Raw genomic sequence first — 17,800 nt, 5'->3', positions numbered from 1 at the left:
AGACAAATATAAAGCGTTAAAAAGTAAAGAGGAATCAAAGTCTCTTTGCATTGTATTGTTATTGCTTATGTTATTTGTTATTACCATTCTCTCTTGCTCAGATATTACTCTCCTAATTTAGGAAAGTAAAAGATAGTAGCAAAGGTAAGAATATTATTTTGTTTCGACAAGAAAATAAAGAGAAAATGTGACAATAGGAGTGTTTTTTCGTATCTTTGCACAGATTTGTATAGAGAAAAAGGATAGAGAATGTCGTTTCCCAAAGAAGTAACTATATGTTTAATTTCTTAATCTCTTAATTTCGTTAACGATGACATTAGAACTCCTCGCACCCGCCAAGAATATAGAATGCGGATTAGCTGCCATCGACCACGGAGCAGATGCCGTTTATATCGGAGCACAACGCTTCGGAGCAAGAGCTTCGGCAGGGAATAGCATCGACGATATCCGTCAGCTTTGCACGTATGCCCATCGATTTGCAGCCAAAGTCTATGTCACGATCAATACGATTATTTATGAAGATGAGCTTCCGAAGATTAAACGATTACTTCTTGATCTTGCTGCGATAGATGTAGATGCTGTACTTGTTCAGGATATGGGCATTGTGAAATTGTATTTCGAATTAACCGAAAAATATCCCGAGATAAAACTTCCGGCCTTACACGCCTCTACACAAACAGATAACCGAACGCCTGAAAAGGTAGCGTGGTTGCAGTCGTTAGGAGTCGAACGTGCGGTCTTAGCGCGTGAATTGTCGGCTGAAGAGATAGCCGATATCCGGCGTGCTGTACCTGATATAGAGCTTGAAGTCTTTGTTCACGGGGCTCTTTGCGTGTGTTACTCGGGCGTATGTTATGCCTCTCAGCATTGTTTCGGTCGCAGTGCCAATCGTGGCGAGTGTGCACAATTTTGTCGAATGAAGTTTGATCTCAAAGATGCCGCCGGTCAAACGATCGAATATCAGCGCCACCTGCTGTCATTGAAAGATATGTGCCAGATCAATAACCTCGAAACTTTGGCCGCTGCCGGTGCCTCTTCGTTCAAAATCGAGGGCCGACTGAAAGACATAAACTATGTGAAAAACGTGGTGGCGGCATATAGCCAACGACTCGACCGACTCGTTGCTGCGCATCCTTCTCGCTATCGTCGCGCTTCGGTCGGCCGTGTTTCTTATACTTTTACACCCAACTTGAACAAGACATTTAACCGCGGTTTCACTCCCTATTTTATCAATGGTCGACACGCAGCTATTGCCTCTTTCGACACGCCCAAAGCCATCGGCGAGTATGTCGGTAAGGTAAAGGAGATAAGAAGCAATTCATTCAATGTAGCAGGAACAGCAACTTTTGCTAATGGAGACGGCCTTTGCTTCATCAATCACGAGCGAGAATTACAAGGATTCCGTGTCAATCGCGTTGAGGGAAATCGCTTGTTTCCGCTCAAAATGCCTACTGATCTGCACCCCGGGACAGCACTTTACAGAAATAATGATCACGCCTTTGAAACCGTTTTAGCTCATCAAACCGCTGTCAGAAAGATTCCCGTGAAGATGATTCTCGGCCATTCTGCCAACGGATTCTCGTTGCGCATTATTCCACAAGTCGAAGGATTCGATGTCAAAATCGGCCAATCCGTTCTGCCATTTGCGGCAGATGCGGCACAGAAACCGCAATACGACAATATCGTTCGCCAGCTTTCCAAACTCGGCAACACGCCTTACGAATGCGCCGAGGTGACGATCGAGAACGAAGCCGACCGCTTTTTCATCCCGAGTAGTCTGTTGGCCGAACTCAGGCGTACAGCCATCGAGGGCATCGAAATCAGTTCCCGTACTGCTCCGAAATGCCTGCCGATTGCCCCCAAGAATACAACGGCACGTTATTGGCAGCCCGAATACCGTTCGCATTCCTACTTGTTCAATAGCGCCAACACCGTCTCACGCGCCTTTTATGAAAACCACGGTCTTACCGCTATCGATCAGGCATTCGAGATACCGGCCGTTAAAGCCGCCTCAAATTCCACAGAACCCTTAATAATGCAGTGCCGTCACTGCCTGAAATACTCGTTAGGCGCCTGTACAAAGCACGGCGGGAAGCATCCGGCTTGGCGTGAACCTCTCTATTTGCAGCTGACAGACAGCCGTCGATTCCGTTTAGAATTTAACTGTAAAGAATGCCAAATGAACATCTATGCCGAGTCTTAAGCCCCACTTTCTGCATCTCCTCACGCTCGTCTTGCTGCTGACGAGCTTGTCATCGTGCTATCATCAACGTCCCCAAAGCCACGATGCAACCACCCATTACAGCGAATATCAACTCGACTCGCTGTCATTCTCTTCCACCCACCATTACACTAACAATTACAACTTCGTGGTCAAAGCCGATTCTTTGGTGCTTTTCCGCCAGCAACCTGAAGAAATCATCAACCATTTGTCTGCCGATTCGTTTGCCGTTTATAAGCACGAACATCTCGTTGTGGCCGACATCAGAATGTTGTCCGACGACCCCGTAGACTCGGTTTGGGTGCAAGTAGCCCGCGATCAGTCCACTTTTGGTTGGATACACGAGTCGAGTCTGCTGCCCAAGGTGGTACCCGATGATCCCATTTCGCAGTTCATCTCGACCTTTTCAGACATCCATACGCTCATTTTCTTGGTCATCATTACTCTCATCGGCATAGTTTATCTCCTTCGGAAATTGCAGAGTCGACGGGCGCCCATCGTCCATTTTCGCGACATCGATTCGTTTTATCCCACTCTCTTGGTCCTCATTGTGGCATCGTCTGCCACATTCTATGCCAGCATTCAACTCTTTGCCCCCGATGTATGGCGCCATTTCTATTACCATCCCACCCTCAATCCATTCTCTGTCCCGCCGCTTTTAGCTATCTTTCTGGCTTCGGTGTGGGCGATGCTGATCACAGCTCTGGCCGTAGTCGACGATGTGCGCCATCAGCTTCCGTTTCGCTTCGCAGTGATGTACCTCTGCGGTTTAGCCGCCGTTTGTGCTGTTGCCTACATTGTCTTCAGTCTCACCACTTTATATTATGTCGGCTATCTGATACTCATCGCCTATTTCGTCTTTGCCCTCCGTTGTTATTTCACGCACAACCGAGCCTATTATCTCTGCGGAAACTGTGGTGCCAAGCTCCGCCACAAGGGCCGTTGTCCGCGCTGCGGAGCCATCAACAGATAGCTGTTCAGCGTGAAGTGATTATCGAAATCCTTCTTTAAAGCTCCCATCAATACATCTCATCTTTGATTGTCGGTTACTTGTGGTTTCTCCACCTGTTGTGATTAGCTAAAAAATTAGTACCTTTGTGGGGTAAACAACAATACACTTATTATGACTTATAGAATCAAATTGTTGTGATTAGCTAAAAAATTAGTACCTTTGTGGGGTAAACAACAATCAAAAAATCTACGAGGAGAAACCCAAGCAGGTTGTGATTAGCTAAAAAATTAGTACCTTTGTGGGGTAAACAACAATGATATAATCGTTTAGTAGAATTAGAATAACGTTGTGATTAGCTAAAAAATTAGTACCTTTGTGGGGTAAACAACAATAATCATTAACACAACTCGTATTTAATTGTTGTTGTGATTAGCTAAAAAATTAGTACCTTTGTGGGGTAAACAACAATATTATAAATACGCTGATAAGCAAGCAAGCGTTGTGATTAGCTAAAAAATTAGTACCTTTGTGGGGTAAACAACAATCAGTAGGAATAAATGTATTTCTCATAAACCGTTGTGATTAGCTAAAAAATTAGTACCTTTGTGGGGTAAACAACAATTACATACCGCATTTTATGATAAGCCTTATGGTTGTGATTAGCTAAAAAATTAGTACCTTTGTGGGGTAAACAACAATATAGTTTGTATAATATACTGTGGGATAAGGACTTATTGTTGATTTTACAGAAAGAAAAAATTGTTGTATTGGAATGTGGAGATTCTATAATAAATTGAATTTCCACATTCTGTTTTTAGAATAATTCAAGTTGCTGACCAGGTGCATTCGGTCTTTTTTCTTTCTTGCAAAAGAAGATCTTAATATCTGCAAATTGCTTGTCAGTGATGCACATAATACCGACATTCCCTGCCTCTGGTAGGATTGATTGTATCCTTTTGATATGTACTTGAGCGTTATCCATACTGGCACAATGGCGTACATAGATGGAGAATTGGAACATTGAGAAGCCGTCCCCCATTATATCTTTACGAAATTTCGCTGCCATTTTGCGCTCTTTTTTCGTTTCGGTAGGAAGATCATAAAAGACGAGCACCCACATAACTCTGTATTCATTGAATCTGTCGATCATTCTATTTCAGGATAAGCAATCTTTCTTGATTCTCCATTAAAACATTTTGCCAATCCTGCTGTCGTTTGAGATACAGCAATCATCAAAGGACTTCGTTTTCCTGAAATCCTGACATCAAGTACAGGGATAGACAACATTTGTTGTTTCAAGTCAATGGTTAAAGTCTCGGGAATATCCTGATTTTTCATTATTTCAATGATCAATTGATCTACGAAAGGGCGATATGGTTCCATTATATCATCAGCAAGACAATAGTCGTTGTAGCGGTTGTGGTGATGGATTCCTGCCACAGGGAGTAAACCGCTTATTACCAAAGCTCTGGCCACTATGGCTCTAAGAATTGCATAACCATAATTCAGGAGGTTGTTTGGTGCTTCTCCTTCCTGGGCACGCACGAAATTCGGTTGATTCTTAAATATGTTTTTCCAATAATATGCAGCTGCCTGTGCTTCGTAATTATCGGGATCACCACTGCGTACGTCTTTTGCCATTTTCATCATATTAGCGATAGAGCGCCCTGTGTTGCGATGGAGCACAAATGCTTGGTTTTCGATTTTCGCTTTGATTGTTTGTTGCCATAGTTGTTTTTTCAATGGTAAAGAGGCGTTGAGTTGATTTCTGAATCGCTCGTTTTGTATCGTATTCCCTTGCAATGGTAAGAGCATTCCTGTCGGCATACGTTTATCATTGCAAGTGATAAAAGCTACTGTGTTATCGAGTAATGCTGCAATTACCGATTGAGTAATTGTTATCTCCTTATGATCCAATACGACGACTCCGATATCCTCTATCGGAATAGTCCTGACAGACTCTTTACGTATTATTTCAGGCAACTCTTTATTCCGTTCAATTTCCGGTATCTTGATAACGAGTTGTTTATTTTTGAGCGACAGATAGGCAGGATTGCCAAAGTATAATGTTTTCTTTATCATATGCCTAACCTTTAAATATCTTTCTCACTTTCCCCAATCTATCCACTGTTATTTTGTAACAACTCTTTTTGATGTTAATTCCGTCGTAAGATTCTACTTTGTTCAAAGATCCTAACTCTTTTCCTTTGCAGATGACATTCGCATAAGTTTCTGGAACAAAATAGCATTCTGTTCCTGTGCACGATACCATTTTAAATATATTGTTATTTCCTTTCACCTCATCGATATGGGCATCATCGGGATCCGGTACATATACTAAATCCATAGGTGAGAGAACGAATAGCAATTTATTTCCATTCTGGTCTCGTTCATCAGCTATGTTTTCTCCTCGCTTCAATCTGTCAATTGCCTCATTTAAAGGGATGGAGCTATAAGATCGTTTGTTTTCTTCACTTTCATAAATAGCAAAGAAGAGGTTCGTACCTTTATCCGCTTCAACCCATTTCTTATCTTTATGTCCACGTTCACCCACAGCAAACTTCATCCCCAAAGTCTCTGCTTTTCTTACTTTGAAAATGGGTTTATGATCCTTGCCACCGTTCAGCGTTCGGATATTTTGATTCATCTTCTCAATTCCTTCGGGTGAAAAAGCTGCCTCCGGATGAGTTTTCCCTTGCGCATCATCGTAAGTATGGAGGTGTTTCAGCATTATTTTTTGTATTCCCGTATCCGTAATAGAGCGTATTTCTTTCTCATCAAAAGTGGTATCTATATTGACACGGTGTGCAGACATCGGCTCTTTATCTGATGTATTATAGTAAACTTCAAGCTTACTAAAATCTTTACCCTCTACTTTAAAGTTGCGATCCTTGAAATATTTAAATATGGTTTTAGGATCGTAGTTTTTATATTGAGCAATAATCTTCTGCAAAATAGCTTTCGATGTTTTGTCTTTGATGGCTGACCAATCATTCAGTGCTTCTTTAAAACCAACCGTTTTACTTCTTTTCAGATTAACTTTTCCCGATATAGTTGCCTTATGCAGTGACTTACGTATAGCCCAACCGTCGCCTTTATTTTGTCGGCTGATTGTCTTTCTGCCATCGACATAGTGTTGATAATAGTTGGACATCTTATTAATAATACGTAGATTTTGTTTGAAACTGACAATGATTCCCTCCAGCTCTTGGCGTGTGTCTTGCGTAAAGGTATCCCAAGGTTTATTGAATCTCCATACATAATTGCCGTTACTATCTGTTTTGGTCTTAGTGCATAGAGTATGTTGAAGATCACGCCTGATGTCTTTCCGATCAGATGCGGCGGTACTGTTGTTGAGAAAGTTCACGTGATTGCGCGTAGTGCAGGCAATAATGATGGCATCCATTGCGTGATGACGGTGGTCGATACGCTTTTTAATGAGTCCCGTAGAAAGTTCTGTCGGAACGTTGATTTGAAAATATTGCCTTCCTTCTTTCTCTGTTTCCATTCCGTAATTATTGCTGTCCGTGAGTTTATTCAGCCGTTTGAAACGTGGCGCAATGATGTCGTTCCATACATCTTTTATGCCCCATTCTTTTTTCAGCCTGTCGGTGATGGCACCCGACGTCACGATGATATGCTTTGAAGTTGCCTCTTTTTCACCGTCTTCCCTTACGATATTAGACAAGATACTGATAATTTTCTTGCTCATATATCGACTGTCATTCAATTGTCTTTGGATGAATCCGTCAGGGATATCGTCCATCAACAGTTTTTTCATTTTAGTCTTATTATGAGCATAACGTTGTTTGACAAAGTCTTCGTATTGCACTTTATCAAAGATTTTGAACTCTTGCCCGAAACTTCCTTTGACAATACTGCCGCCCTTATTTATAATGAACTCATATCCCAACATACGATCTTTCTCCTTATTTACTTCGGCTTCACAAATCACTTTGTTGCTGATTGAGTCGTCGAAATAGCGTGATTGCGGTATTACGTGCTCGATTTGATAAGCAGGAGTAAATAGTTTGGACAGTGGAATAATATGTCCTGTATAGGGTGATTGGTATTTCTGTTCAAGCCATAAACGATATTTAGTAATATCCGATAAGCTTGGACGTTTCTTGGGATCCGTTTTTCCTAAATCCTTGATGATATTACTGATCTCTTCCGGAATGTCATCGGTACTCTGTAAAACTTCATTTTCATAAATTTTCAAGAGTTCCATCTGGCTTGGAGAATGTGGTCTGACGTTTTCAACACCACATTCGGGATTGGAAAGTTCTTGTAACAAAGCGCGTATTCTGAGGTTCGTCTGCTCGTTTTCTGCCATACGTATTGCATCTTGCTTACGACTTTTGGCATCTTGCTTCAAGTTTCGTCCCAATTCAACGTGTATCTCTTCCGGTCTACCGTAGGTCTTCCAAATATCTCTCACCACACGTAATGTCTCGCTGATGACAGTCTCTACGATAGGGTTACGCAACGAATGCTGTTTCAACTCTGTGCTAAGATAAGTATCGATGTCATCCGGTTGTTCCCATTTTGTTGTGTCCGCAGCTTCCGAGTGGCGATCATAGACGGCGTAACAGGCTTGCCAAAGTGGCATACCTTGGCACATCGTGATATCCGTTAGATTGTTCAGCTTTTCGCGAGTACAAGTGGAAATGCTGTCATCTGCAACTCCATTGATAATATTATCAAGTCGTCGACGAGTCTTTTCATCGATATTCCCGATTGCCCAATAACTTCCTCTACGCATCAACGGCAGCAGTTTCTTAATTGCTTTTTCTGAATATGCTCCGTAACTCTTGGTTTTTTCGGGTACATATTGATAGAAGGCATTCACAAAATCATCACTGTTTATTTTCTGATTTTGTGCAAATGAAGTGAGGGCTTTTCGTATTTCAATAGGATCGTCTATTGAATAAAGAATGTGCCACAGCTGCTGATAGGCCTCCGATGAAAGTTTTTTGTCTGAAAGAATACTTTTCATTCGCCGGTTGATTTCATACAATGTTTCATTGCAGGGATATGGTTTGTCTTCTACGAAGTTCCATCGGTAATCGCCATAAGACTTGGAAAGTCCGAAGGCTTCATATCTCAATAATTCTTTTTGCTTTATTTTCTTGCGGTCATTCAGCCAAGAAAAGAGTTTGGCATAATCATCGGGAGTGGTCAGAAATCTATCTGTCACGTCTACGTCCGTCTGTAATCTTCCGCTTACTTCTTCACTCTTCTTATAGATACGAAGGTTATGTACGAACTGCCATAACCTGAATTCCTGATATAAAGGATTAGATTTTGCAATACATTTAATGGGTTTACGGATAAGCTCGCCTGTCTCTTTGTTTTTATAATAATAACTTTCATACGGGCAATTACTGATGGTACTCTTTTTGCTTTTCAACGGACGTTGGTAGAAAATGATATCATTGACAAACAAATCTGTAAAATCCTTATTGGCAATAGACTGAATATGAGCCTCGTTATTACGGTATAATTCCTTGATACACGCCTCGTACAAACTGGTATCCTGCAATTCGGGAATAAACTCTTTCTGTTTATTCAATATCTGTTTCAGTTCTTTTTTATAGAACTTTCGTTCGATTGTATGTACTAATTTTCCACGTACTTTCACCGTGGGATCAGCTAAAATATGCTGATAAATGTATGAACCGACTGTACATTCTTCCTCTTCAATATTGTGTTCTGTACGTTTTTTCATCAGTGTCCAGTCATCTTCTTTCGGTGAACGAACGCTTTTCTTAGTCTCTCCTGCCTTATCCCGGGCTGTGGTGACAATCAGTTCTACCTTATCTCCTATCTGTCTTGGAGGTATTGTGCTTGTTATCTTCTGTTCAGCTTCGTTGTCATAAGTGATTGTATACCAGTAGTAGCCGGCTCGTTTCTTATCTTCACCGGTCTTTTCTACGCTCACTACTTCCAATTCTGCATATTCCTCGTTCTTATTGGTGGTAACTTCTTCACTCTCACTACGCAGTTGATAGTAACCACGTTTGGTATTGAAGTTCAGTATTATCCACGCTAATTCCTCTTTGGTAACAGGTTGCGTCAATGCCTTATGGCGCAGATAGTAAATCGTCCAGTCATAAGGTACGCGCCGCCCATCTCTGACAAGTTCCGGTTGGGTTGCCCGGAAGTCTGTCAACATTTCCTCGAAAGCAGACATATATGAGAACACTCTCTGTCCGTTTTCATCGTGGTGATAGGCAATTAGGGGTTCTTTCCCGTCTATGAATTGGCCGGGATGATGCTCGAAATCAATTTGCCGACGAAACTCTTCGGGCAGAAAGCCGAGAATATTCAATACCCTTAGCAATCGCTCCCGCCTGAGCTTGGCCCGCTCATAGAGTCTTCGCATTCCTCGGAAAGATGTTCGTTCCGAAGCTGCCGATTTCAAGTTTCCTTTTTCATAGTCGCCCATTGTCGCGGCATCCATCGGTATGATACGACTGCCTGATTTGATTATTCTATGCGATTCATTGTCGATCAGCGCCCAGCCGATACTATTGGTTCCCAGATCTAACCCCAAGATATTTTTCATAATTGTCTGATTTTTCGATGTGATGCTGCAAATATAGTAAAATTTTATCTAAAATATTTGCAAGAATCAAAATAATTTGTTTTCTTTGTACCGTTTTTTAGCTAATCACAATAAGGATTATTCCGTTGTGAAAACATTCGGGCGGGGTGACTCGCCCTTTTTATTTGCTTATCTTTCTTATTATCAATATCTTACGGAACCCTGTTAAGTGTATCGCGATTAACGGTTATTCGTACGATGATTAACGGTTACTTATCGTGCAATTAACTGTTACTTACACGGTGATTAACCGTTAGTTGTGAGAGATATGGGATAAAGAGACGCCTCACACGTTGCAAAAGGCAATGTGTGAGGCGCCGAATGGGGGAGCTGAGTGGATTATTTTACCTTGTAAGTGGTACGCACCGTGATGCTGGCAACTTTCTCTTTGCTTGTCGTGTTGAACGTTCCGCCCCAGCTGTATTCCTCATCGCTGTTGAGCCCTACAATCTGGAAGACGCCCATCGAGGACGAAATGAGAGGGCCGACAGTGGCTTCGCTACCTTTGGCTATTACCTGTGCGCGCTCGTAAGCGTTGGCACTTGCTTTGCCAAGCATCTCCATTTTGAGCTCGTTGAGCTTGGTATAATAATACGACGGTGTGCTGCTTGAAAAGGAAATACCCTGATTGTACAGCTCGGAAATGTTCTGGTAAACACGTTCTACATTGCTCACGTCGTGTGAACTGACAGTGAAAGTCTGTGAGGCAGAGTATCCCTTGTCCACAGAGTAATATTGTTTTGCATCCGAATCATAATATTGTTTTGTCAGTTTAGAGATGTCCACGCTATTAGTCGAGATTTCTTTGTCGGGAATCCCGTGGTCGTTGAGATAGCGTCTCAGCAGTTTTGCTGTTTTCTTATACGCAGAGAATGCATCGCTCCGAGAAACATCTTCGGCATTGACGGTGATATTCCACACGATCAAATCACTCGTAATTTGCTTCTCTGCCATACCGGTTACGTTGATAGTCGGGGCATCTTTTTTAAAGTTCGTAAATCCGTTGGCCAACAGCCAAGCGCTGATGACAGTTACAACGCCGGCAAATCCAATGGCAATCATTTTGGTTTTGTTCATAATAATATGATTTTTAAGTTGATTGTTTGTCGTTATTCTTTGTTGTTCTCGGCTACAAATATCGTTAAAAGAAATGAAACTTGCAAATGTTTTTGTTGATTTCTCACTTTTATAAGAAGTCGATTTGCAACACAATATATGCAGGGGCTGTACGTTTGTTTGATGTTATGCAATGGACAGACCGTATTCATCAAATCAAGATTCTGCTTGTTCTGGGCACCGTTTTCGTAGCGGTAGCCTCATTAGCGGTGGCGCATTTCCTGATCAGTGACTTGGAACAAGAGGAGCGTAAGAAGATGGAGGTGTGGGCAGAAGCAATGAATACGCTGAATAATGCGGATGAATGGACTGATCTAAACTTGGTGTTGAAAGTGCTTAACGGTAATACCACGATTCCGGTTATTGTGATGGATCGGGCGGGAAACGTGCAAACTTTTCGTAATTTGGATATACCCGCAGACTCGTCTGCCGACAGACTGCGGCAGGTTGCGGCCATCGGAATGCGACTTCGGGCAGAGGGGCGCTGCATACGTATCGACATTGATGGGACGGCAGGGAAAGATTATATTGAAGTTTGTTATGACGACTCGCGAATGTTGAAGCTTTCAGCTGTCTATCCGTTCGTTCAACTCGGTGCGGTTATCATTCTGATTGTGGCAGCTGTCGTTGCTTTGCTTACGTCGAAACGGGCCGAACAAAACAGAGTTTGGGCCGGATTGTCCAAAGAAACGGCTCATCAGTTAGGCACACCGATAAGCAGTCTGATGGCGTGGACGGAGATCTTGCGTGAGCGTTATCCGCAGGATGAACTCATTCCGGAGATAGACAGTGATGTGAAACGGCTGCAACTGATTGCCGATCGGTTCTCGAAGATCGGATCAACGCCCGAGTCTGTGCCTGCAAATCTGAATGAATTGATAGCTCATGTGGTTGATTATATGTCGCGTCGCACGTCCGACAAGGTGTGTTTTGAGTTGCGTCTGCCGTCCGAAGAGGTGACTGTGAACCTCAATGTGCAACTGTTTGAATGGGTGATTGAGAACCTTTGCAAGAATGCTGTTGATGCTTTGGATGGTACGGGTACTATTATAATAGGTGTAATACAGGTCGGAAACAGAGTGTTGATAGACGTTACCGATACGGGTAAGGGAATCCGCAAGAAAGACGTCCGGCACGTTTTTCGTCCCGGATTTACGACCAAACAACGCGGTTGGGGATTGGGGTTGCCGCTGGCTAAACGGATAGTCGAAGACTATCACCACGGTAAGATTCGAGTGAAAGAATCTGAACCGGGACACGGAACCACGTTCAGAATGGAATTAAGAAATTAGATTTTTTCATTCATTTATTACCTTTTATCGGAAAATATTCGTAACTTTGCAACCCAAATGTGTAGTTTAGAAGCTTTAAAAATAGATTTGAAAGAGCTGAAAGAAGGGCTTAACAGCTGTGAATTTCAGCTTGACGACAACTACTTTGAGGTGATAAACGCGCCCGAAGTGCGGCGAGGCGAATTGTGTGTAGTGCTGTCTATACGCAAGACCGGTGCTCTTTTCGAACTCGATTCGCACATAGTAGGCAGCATACACACCCCCTGCGATCGCTGTCTTGATGATATGGAGCAGCCGATCAATACTGATAACCGGCTCGTTGTCAAGTTGGGTGAGACGCATTCAGAGGAAAATGATCTTCTGATTGTGCCCGAGGACAAAGGAATACTCGACCTTTCGTGGATCATTTACGAGTTTATTGCATTGTCAATCCCTATCAAGCACGTGCATATACCTGGCAAATGTAATCCTGCTATGATTGAAATGCTCGCTGAGCATACGGCTACCCGAAGTAGCAATGGGCTTGATGAAGAATCGACAGACCCGCGATGGAGCGGTTTGGAACAATTAAAAACAATATTAAAAGAATAAAACAAAATGGCACATCCTAAAAGAAGACAGTCGAAGACACGTACACTGAAAAGAAGAACGCACGACAAAGCCGTTGCGCCCACGTTGGCTTTATGCCCTAACTGCGGCTCTTACTACATCTATCACACCGTTTGTCCCACCTGCGGACAGTACAGAGGTAAGGTGGCTATCGTTAAGGAAGCTGCTGAATAATGGCTACGATCAACGCGATTATTACTGGCGTTGCTGGCTATGTACCCGATTACGTCCTCAATAACGAGGAATTATCGCGTATGGTCGATACCAACGACGAGTGGATTACCACGCGAATGGGTATCAAAGAGCGGCGTATTCTCACAGAAGAAGGCCTCGGAACGTCTTATATGGCGCGTAAAGCGGCCAAGCTGCTGTTGAAGAAAACGGGTGCAGATCCCGATAGTATAGACGCTCTTATCGTTGCAACGACAACGCCGGATTATATTCATCCTTCTACGGCTTCCATCGTTTTGGGTAAGCTGGGACTGAAAAATGCGTTCGCGTTTGATTTCTCTGCGGCGTGCTGTGGCTTTATGTACGCCTTCGATGTGGCGTGCAATATGATTCAAAGTGGGCGTCATCGGCGTATCATCGTCATTGGTGCAGACAAGATGTCGGCTATAACCGACTATCAGGATCGCGCTACCTGTCCGCTGTTCGGCGACGGAGCGGGAGCCGTTTTGGTTGAAGGCACTACCGAAGAAAATATCGGATTGATAGACTCTTATCATCGCACGGACGGTAAGGGACTGCCTTTCCTGCACGTGAAAGCGGGCGGATCGGTGTGCCCCTCATCGCGTTTTACGGTGGATCACCGCCTTCATTACACCTATCAAGAGGGTCGTACGGTGTTCCGTTATGCCGTAACGGCAATGGGAGATGATTGTGTCAAACTGATGGAACGCAACCATTTGACAGAGAATGATGTTAATTACGTGATCAGTCATCAAGCCAATTTGCGAATCATCGAGGCCGTTGCCAAGCGTGTCGGTGTATCGATGGACAAAGTGTTGGTCAATATTCAGCGTTACGGTAACACCAGTGCAGCTTGTATGCCACTTGTTTTGTGGGACTTCGAGTCGCAGTTGAAGAAAGGCGATAACATCTTCTTTACGGCGTTCGGAGCCGGTTTCGTCAACGGAGCAGCCTATTATCGATGGGCGTATGACGGAGCAGAGGCGGCCGGAAAGAAGTGATTCAGAACGCAATAACACATCAAGAAACGCATCCTTCGTATGAAAAGAATGCGTTTTTTTATTCTCATTGCGAAATGATTAACCATTAAATGCCGCACAACTAACGGTTGAATGCTGTGCAATTAACAATTAAATGTCGTATAACTAACGGTTAAACATCGTACGATTAACGTCTTTTAAACAATTTATAGATGCATAAAGCAGGTTTTGTAAATATTGTTGGCAATCCGAATGTAGGTAAATCTACGCTGATGAACCGTTTGGTGGGCGAGCGAATATCCATTGCAACGTTCAAAGCACAGACCACTCGCCACCGTATTATGGGTATTGTGAATACCGAGGATATGCAAATCGTATTTTCGGATACGCCCGGTGTACTGAAACCCAACTACAAATTACAGGAGTCGATGCTTGCTTTTTCCGAGTCGGCATTGGCTGATGCGGATGTGTTGCTGTATGTTACGGATGTGGTTGAGAATCCGGAGAAGAACGAAGAATTCTTAAACAAGGTGCGAAAAATGACCATTCCGGTGCTGTTGCTTATCAACAAGATTGACCAGAGCAACCAGAAGCAACTCGGAACGATGGTGGAGCGATGGCATACGCTGCTTCCCGAGGCCGAGATATTGCCTATTTCGGCACAGAACAACTTCGGAATCGATATCCTTTTAAAGCGCATCAAGGAGCTGTTGCCCGCTTCGCCGCCTTACTTCGAGAAAGATCAGCTGACCGATAAACCTGCTAAATTCTTTGTAAGTGAGATTATCCGCGAGAAAATTTTGCTGTATTACGACAAGGAAATACCTTATTCTGTGGAGGTGAAAGTGGAGAGTTTCAAAGAAGACGACGCGCATATCCATATCCGGGTGATCATCTTCGTGGAGCGCGATAGTCAAAAAGGAATCATCATCGGGCATCAAGGTGTGGCGTTGAAGAAAGTGAGTTCGGAGGCTCGCAAGGCTTTGGAGCGATTCTTCGACAAGCGAATCTACCTTGAAACATTCGTGAAAGTGGATAAAGATTGGCGTTCGTCGCAGCGGGAACTCAATCAATTCGGGTATAATTTAGAATAAAATGGCAAACTTAGTAGCAATTGTGGGGCGCCCTAATGTGGGTAAATCCACGTTATTCAACAGATTAACCAAGACGCGGAGTGCGATCGTGAGCGACACGGCGGGCACTACACGCGATCGGCAATACGGTAAGTGCGACTGGAATGGGCGCGAATTTTCAGTGGTAGATACCGGCGGTTGGGTAGTCAACTCAGATGATATATTTGAAGATGCAATACGAAAACAAGTGCTGGTAGCCACGGAAGAGGCTGACCTTGTGCTGTTTTTGGTCGATATTATGACCGGAGTCACCGACTGGGATCAAGATGTTGCGCAGATACTTCGCCGTTCGAAACTCCCGGTTATACTGGTTGCTAACAAGGCAGACAATAGCGGGCAGTATTACGAAGCAGCTGAATTTTATTCTCTCGGACTTGGAGATCCGCAGTGTATCAGTGCTGCCACGGGGGGCGGTACGGGCGATTTGCTCGATCTGGTGACGTCTAAGTTGGTGGGAGATGATACCGAACTCATCGAGGATGGCATTCCACGCTTTGCTGTTGTTGGGCGACCTAATTCGGGGAAGAGTAGCATCATCAACGCATTTATGGGTGAAGACCGCAATATTGTGACCGAGATCGCAGGCACAACACGTGACAGTATCTACACGAGATTCGACAAGTTCGGATTTGATTTCTACTTGGTCGATACCGCTGGAATACGGCGCAAGAACAAGGTTACGGAGGATTTGGAGTTTTATAGCGTGATGCGCTCTATCCGATCGATTGAAAACAGTGATGTCTGTATCTTGATGTTGGATGCCACGCGAGGCGTAGAAGCACAGGATATGAATATTTTTCAGCTGATTCAAAAGAACAATAAGAGTCTCGTTGTGGTGGTAAATAAATGGGATTTGGTAGAAGATAAGACGCAGAAAGTAATCGAGACGTTCGAGAATGCTATCCGAAACAGAATGGCACCATTCGTCGATTTCCCTATTATATTTGCTTCGGCACTTACCAAACAGCGCATTTTTAAGGTTTTGGAAACGGCTAAACAGGTTTACCTAAACCGTAAAGCGCACGTCGGTACAGCCAAACTCAATGAGGTGATGTTGCCTTTAATAGAGGCTTATCCACCGCCATCGATTAAGGGGAAGTACATTAAAATCAAGTATTGTACACAGCTTCCGAATACACAGATACCGTCGTTTGTGTTCTATGCCAATCTTCCGCAGTATGTCAAAGAGCCTTATCGCCGATTCTTGGAGAATAAAATCCGTGAGAATTGGGCGATGCACGGCTGTCCGATCAACGTGTTCATACGTCAGAAATAACCCGAAATGAGAAAGCTGTTATATGTCGCAGCCCTGTTCGTTGCAGCTTCGTGTGCGTCAGGACCTCCGCCGGATGAGGTGGCGGCGCAGGCTGCCAAGGTTTATTATGACCAGCTTTTGGCCGGTAAGTACGATCAGTATGTTGATGGTTTCTACTGTCCTGATTCGCTTCCGGATTCTTATCGCGAGCAGCTGATTGTCAATGCCAAGATGTTTGTCGGTCAGCAGCAAGATGAACATCGCGGAATTCGTGAGGTACGCATCGTTAATGCTAAAGCCGATACGGCTCGCCACGTGGCCGATGTGTTCTTAGTCTTCGCCTATGGAGATAGTACTACCGAGCAGATTGTCGTCCCGATGGTAGAGCAAGAGGGTGTTTGGTATATGCGATAAGGTAATTGGTAATCGATAGTTTAGAATCGGTTATTCTGAGTTAAAATGGCATTTTACTGCGTAAAAAGTGTGAAACGGAATGATGTTGACGTTTAAGCAGTGACCGGTCTATGTACAATCACTTCATAAACGGTGAATTCGTGTGTTCGGATTCAGTCAGAATCCCAGCATTGCTACGGGTGAAATGTCTTTTCATTTCTTCTCATTCTCTTCCTCCATTTCCACTTCTTTCACCTTGCGGAACAAATCGGAAGCGAAGACTAAGGCGTTGAGACGCTCGTTGGTAGAGCTGATCACAGCGTCTTTGTTACCTTGCCATTCTTTCTTTCCTTTGTAAATGAAGATAATGTTTTCGCCGATGCCCATCACGGAATTCATATCGTGGGTGTTGATAATGGTGGTCATACCGAACTCTTTGGTGATTCCTGAGAGCAGTTCGTCGATGACCAAGGAGGTCTTTGGGTCGAGACCGGAGTTAGGTTCGTCACAAAACAAGTACTTGGGATTGAGGACTATGGCACGCGCAATGGCCACCCGCTTCTGCATTCCGCCTGAGATTTCACCTGGATATTTGTCTTGTGCGTCGATCAGTTTCACTCTTGCAAGGCACTCCTGTGCCCGTCTGGTACGGTCGCGAAGTGTCATTGAGGAGAACATATCAAGCGGAAACATCACGTTTTCGAGTACGGAGAGTGAGTCGAAGAGCGCTGCTCCCTGAAAGATCATACCCATTTCGCGACGCATTCGCACTTTTTCTTTCTTGCTCATTGCCACGAAATTACGTCCGTCGTAGAGTATTTCACCGCTTGTAGGCTCTAAAAGTCCCACGATATTCTTCATCAGTACGGTTTTTCCTGAGCCGCTCTGACCGATTATCAAATTTGTTTTGCCGGTCTCGAATGTGGTGCTGATCTCCGTCAACACAGTCTTGTCTTCAAATGATTTTGTGAGATTCTTTACTTCTATCATACTTTAGTCCCCTAAGTTAAGGGGTTAGGGGACAGAACAAACAAAGTTGCCCGATCC

14 protein-coding genes and 1 CRISPR repeat array are annotated in these 17,800 nt (G+C 43.7%); of the genes, 9 read left to right on the top strand and 5 right to left on the bottom strand.

The annotated features are described in order from the left end of the window. The first annotated feature begins 310 nt into the window (after positions 1-310). Together RWY97_RS07645 and RWY97_RS07640 are read left to right on the top strand one after the other, a co-directional pair. Positions 311-2,203, top strand: coding sequence for a peptidase U32 family protein (locus RWY97_RS07645; RefSeq protein WP_315566455.1), 1,893 nt, complete (start codon positions 311-313; stop codon positions 2,201-2,203). Further along, entirely contained in the window at positions 2,190-3,194 is a 1,005-nt protein-coding gene (locus RWY97_RS07640) for a zinc ribbon domain-containing protein (protein WP_315566453.1), read from the top strand. Before RWY97_RS07645 ends, RWY97_RS07640 begins: the two co-directional genes overlap by 14 nt. 94 nt (positions 3,195-3,288) lie before the next feature. Then, positions 3,289-3,872: direct repeats of the CRISPR family, unit length 47 nt; unit sequence GTTGTGATTAGCTAAAAAATTAGTACCTTTGTGGGGTAAACAACAAT. Positions 3,873-3,987: 115 nt separating this feature from the next. Here the strand turns inward: RWY97_RS07640 and cas2 are convergent. The 4 genes from cas2 to RWY97_RS07620 all read right to left on the bottom strand — a co-directional run bounded on the left by cas2 (position 3,988) and on the right by RWY97_RS07620 (position 10,860). Further along, positions 3,988-4,320: a CRISPR-associated endonuclease Cas2 gene (cas2, locus tag RWY97_RS07635; RefSeq protein ID WP_024992157.1), complete on the bottom strand. Its 333-nt coding sequence runs from the start codon at positions 4,318-4,320 to the stop codon at positions 3,988-3,990. Continuing rightward, a complete protein-coding gene (gene cas1 / locus RWY97_RS07630; RefSeq protein ID WP_314078711.1) occupies positions 4,320-5,255 on the bottom strand; it encodes a type II CRISPR-associated endonuclease Cas1 in 936 nt (311 codons plus the stop codon). Before cas1 ends, cas2 begins: the two co-directional genes overlap by 1 nt. A gap of 4 nt (positions 5,256-5,259) precedes the next feature. Next, positions 5,260-9,744, bottom strand: a complete 4,485-nt coding sequence (gene cas9 / locus RWY97_RS07625; RefSeq protein WP_315566451.1) for a type II CRISPR RNA-guided endonuclease Cas9 — start codon at positions 9,742-9,744, stop codon at positions 5,260-5,262. Between the two features lie 378 nt (positions 9,745-10,122). Beyond that, a complete protein-coding gene (locus RWY97_RS07620; protein ID WP_024992159.1) occupies positions 10,123-10,860 on the bottom strand; it encodes an SIMPL domain-containing protein in 738 nt (245 codons plus the stop codon). A 167-nt stretch (positions 10,861-11,027) separates the two neighbouring features. Between RWY97_RS07620 and RWY97_RS07615 the strand changes: the two genes are divergently transcribed. The 7 genes from RWY97_RS07615 to RWY97_RS07585 all read left to right on the top strand — a co-directional run bounded on the left by RWY97_RS07615 (position 11,028) and on the right by RWY97_RS07585 (position 16,774). Beyond that, positions 11,028-12,191: a sensor histidine kinase gene (locus tag RWY97_RS07615; protein WP_315566449.1), complete on the top strand. Its 1,164-nt coding sequence runs from the start codon at positions 11,028-11,030 to the stop codon at positions 12,189-12,191. Positions 12,192-12,248: 57 nt separating this feature from the next. Continuing rightward, positions 12,249-12,782 carry a YceD family protein gene (locus RWY97_RS07610; protein ID WP_315566448.1) on the top strand — a complete coding sequence of 178 codons (534 nt, stop codon included), beginning with the start codon at positions 12,249-12,251 and terminating at the stop codon, positions 12,780-12,782. A gap of 6 nt (positions 12,783-12,788) precedes the next feature. Continuing rightward, the gene (rpmF, locus tag RWY97_RS07605) at positions 12,789-12,974 is read left to right on the top strand and encodes a 50S ribosomal protein L32 (protein ID WP_021583838.1); all 186 of its coding nucleotides are present in this window, start codon (positions 12,789-12,791) and stop codon (positions 12,972-12,974) included. Further along, positions 12,974-13,993, top strand: a complete 1,020-nt coding sequence (locus tag RWY97_RS07600) for a beta-ketoacyl-ACP synthase III (protein ID WP_021583800.1) — start codon at positions 12,974-12,976, stop codon at positions 13,991-13,993. Before rpmF ends, RWY97_RS07600 begins: the two co-directional genes overlap by 1 nt. Positions 13,994-14,184: 191 nt before the next feature. After that, positions 14,185-15,066, top strand: coding sequence for a GTPase Era (gene era, locus RWY97_RS07595; protein WP_273175270.1), 882 nt, complete (start codon positions 14,185-14,187; stop codon positions 15,064-15,066). Position 15,067: 1 nt separating this feature from the next. Continuing rightward, positions 15,068-16,381 (top strand): ribosome biogenesis GTPase Der, encoded by a 1,314-nt coding sequence (gene der / locus RWY97_RS07590; protein WP_021583817.1) that lies wholly within the window; start codon positions 15,068-15,070, stop codon positions 16,379-16,381. A gap of 6 nt (positions 16,382-16,387) precedes the next feature. Continuing rightward, positions 16,388-16,774 (top strand): hypothetical protein, encoded by a 387-nt coding sequence (locus RWY97_RS07585; protein ID WP_024992164.1) that lies wholly within the window; start codon positions 16,388-16,390, stop codon positions 16,772-16,774. A 192-nt stretch (positions 16,775-16,966) separates the two neighbouring features. Here the strand turns inward: RWY97_RS07585 and RWY97_RS07580 are convergent, their stop codons facing one another. After that, positions 16,967-17,743: an ABC transporter ATP-binding protein gene (locus tag RWY97_RS07580; RefSeq protein ID WP_315566447.1), complete on the bottom strand. Its 777-nt coding sequence runs from the start codon at positions 17,741-17,743 to the stop codon at positions 16,967-16,969. Positions 17,744-17,800: the final 57 nt, after the last annotated feature.

The sequence above is a fragment of the Hoylesella pleuritidis genome, assembly GCF_963541955.1.
Lineage (GTDB): Bacteria > Bacteroidota > Bacteroidia > Bacteroidales > Bacteroidaceae > Prevotella > Prevotella pleuritidis.
This window is presented reverse-complemented; position numbering and strand designations above follow the sequence as displayed.

What these genes read in the sequence shown, in the direction of transcription:
- RWY97_RS07645 (WP_315566455.1), top strand. Translation starts at nt 311, where the DNA reads ATGACATTAGAACTCCTCGCACCCGCCAAGAATATAGAATGCGGATTA.
- RWY97_RS07640 (WP_315566453.1), top strand. Translation starts at nt 2,190, where the DNA reads ATGCCGAGTCTTAAGCCCCACTTTCTGCATCTCCTCACGCTCGTCTTG.
- cas1 (WP_314078711.1), bottom strand. Translation starts at nt 5,255, where the DNA reads ATGATAAAGAAAACATTATACTTTGGCAATCCTGCCTATCTGTCGCTC.
- cas9 (WP_315566451.1), bottom strand. Translation starts at nt 9,744, where the DNA reads ATGAAAAATATCTTGGGGTTAGATCTGGGAACCAATAGTATCGGCTGG.
- RWY97_RS07620 (WP_024992159.1), bottom strand. Translation starts at nt 10,860, where the DNA reads ATGAACAAAACCAAAATGATTGCCATTGGATTTGCCGGCGTTGTAACT.
- RWY97_RS07615 (WP_315566449.1), top strand. Translation starts at nt 11,028, where the DNA reads ATGCAATGGACAGACCGTATTCATCAAATCAAGATTCTGCTTGTTCTG.
- RWY97_RS07610 (WP_315566448.1), top strand. Translation starts at nt 12,249, where the DNA reads ATGTGTAGTTTAGAAGCTTTAAAAATAGATTTGAAAGAGCTGAAAGAA.
- rpmF (WP_021583838.1), top strand. Translation starts at nt 12,789, where the DNA reads ATGGCACATCCTAAAAGAAGACAGTCGAAGACACGTACACTGAAAAGA.
- RWY97_RS07600 (WP_021583800.1), top strand. Translation starts at nt 12,974, where the DNA reads ATGGCTACGATCAACGCGATTATTACTGGCGTTGCTGGCTATGTACCC.
- era (WP_273175270.1), top strand. Translation starts at nt 14,185, where the DNA reads ATGCATAAAGCAGGTTTTGTAAATATTGTTGGCAATCCGAATGTAGGT.
- der (WP_021583817.1), top strand. Translation starts at nt 15,068, where the DNA reads ATGGCAAACTTAGTAGCAATTGTGGGGCGCCCTAATGTGGGTAAATCC.
- RWY97_RS07585 (WP_024992164.1), top strand. Translation starts at nt 16,388, where the DNA reads ATGAGAAAGCTGTTATATGTCGCAGCCCTGTTCGTTGCAGCTTCGTGT.
- RWY97_RS07580 (WP_315566447.1), bottom strand. Translation starts at nt 17,743, where the DNA reads ATGATAGAAGTAAAGAATCTCACAAAATCATTTGAAGACAAGACTGTG.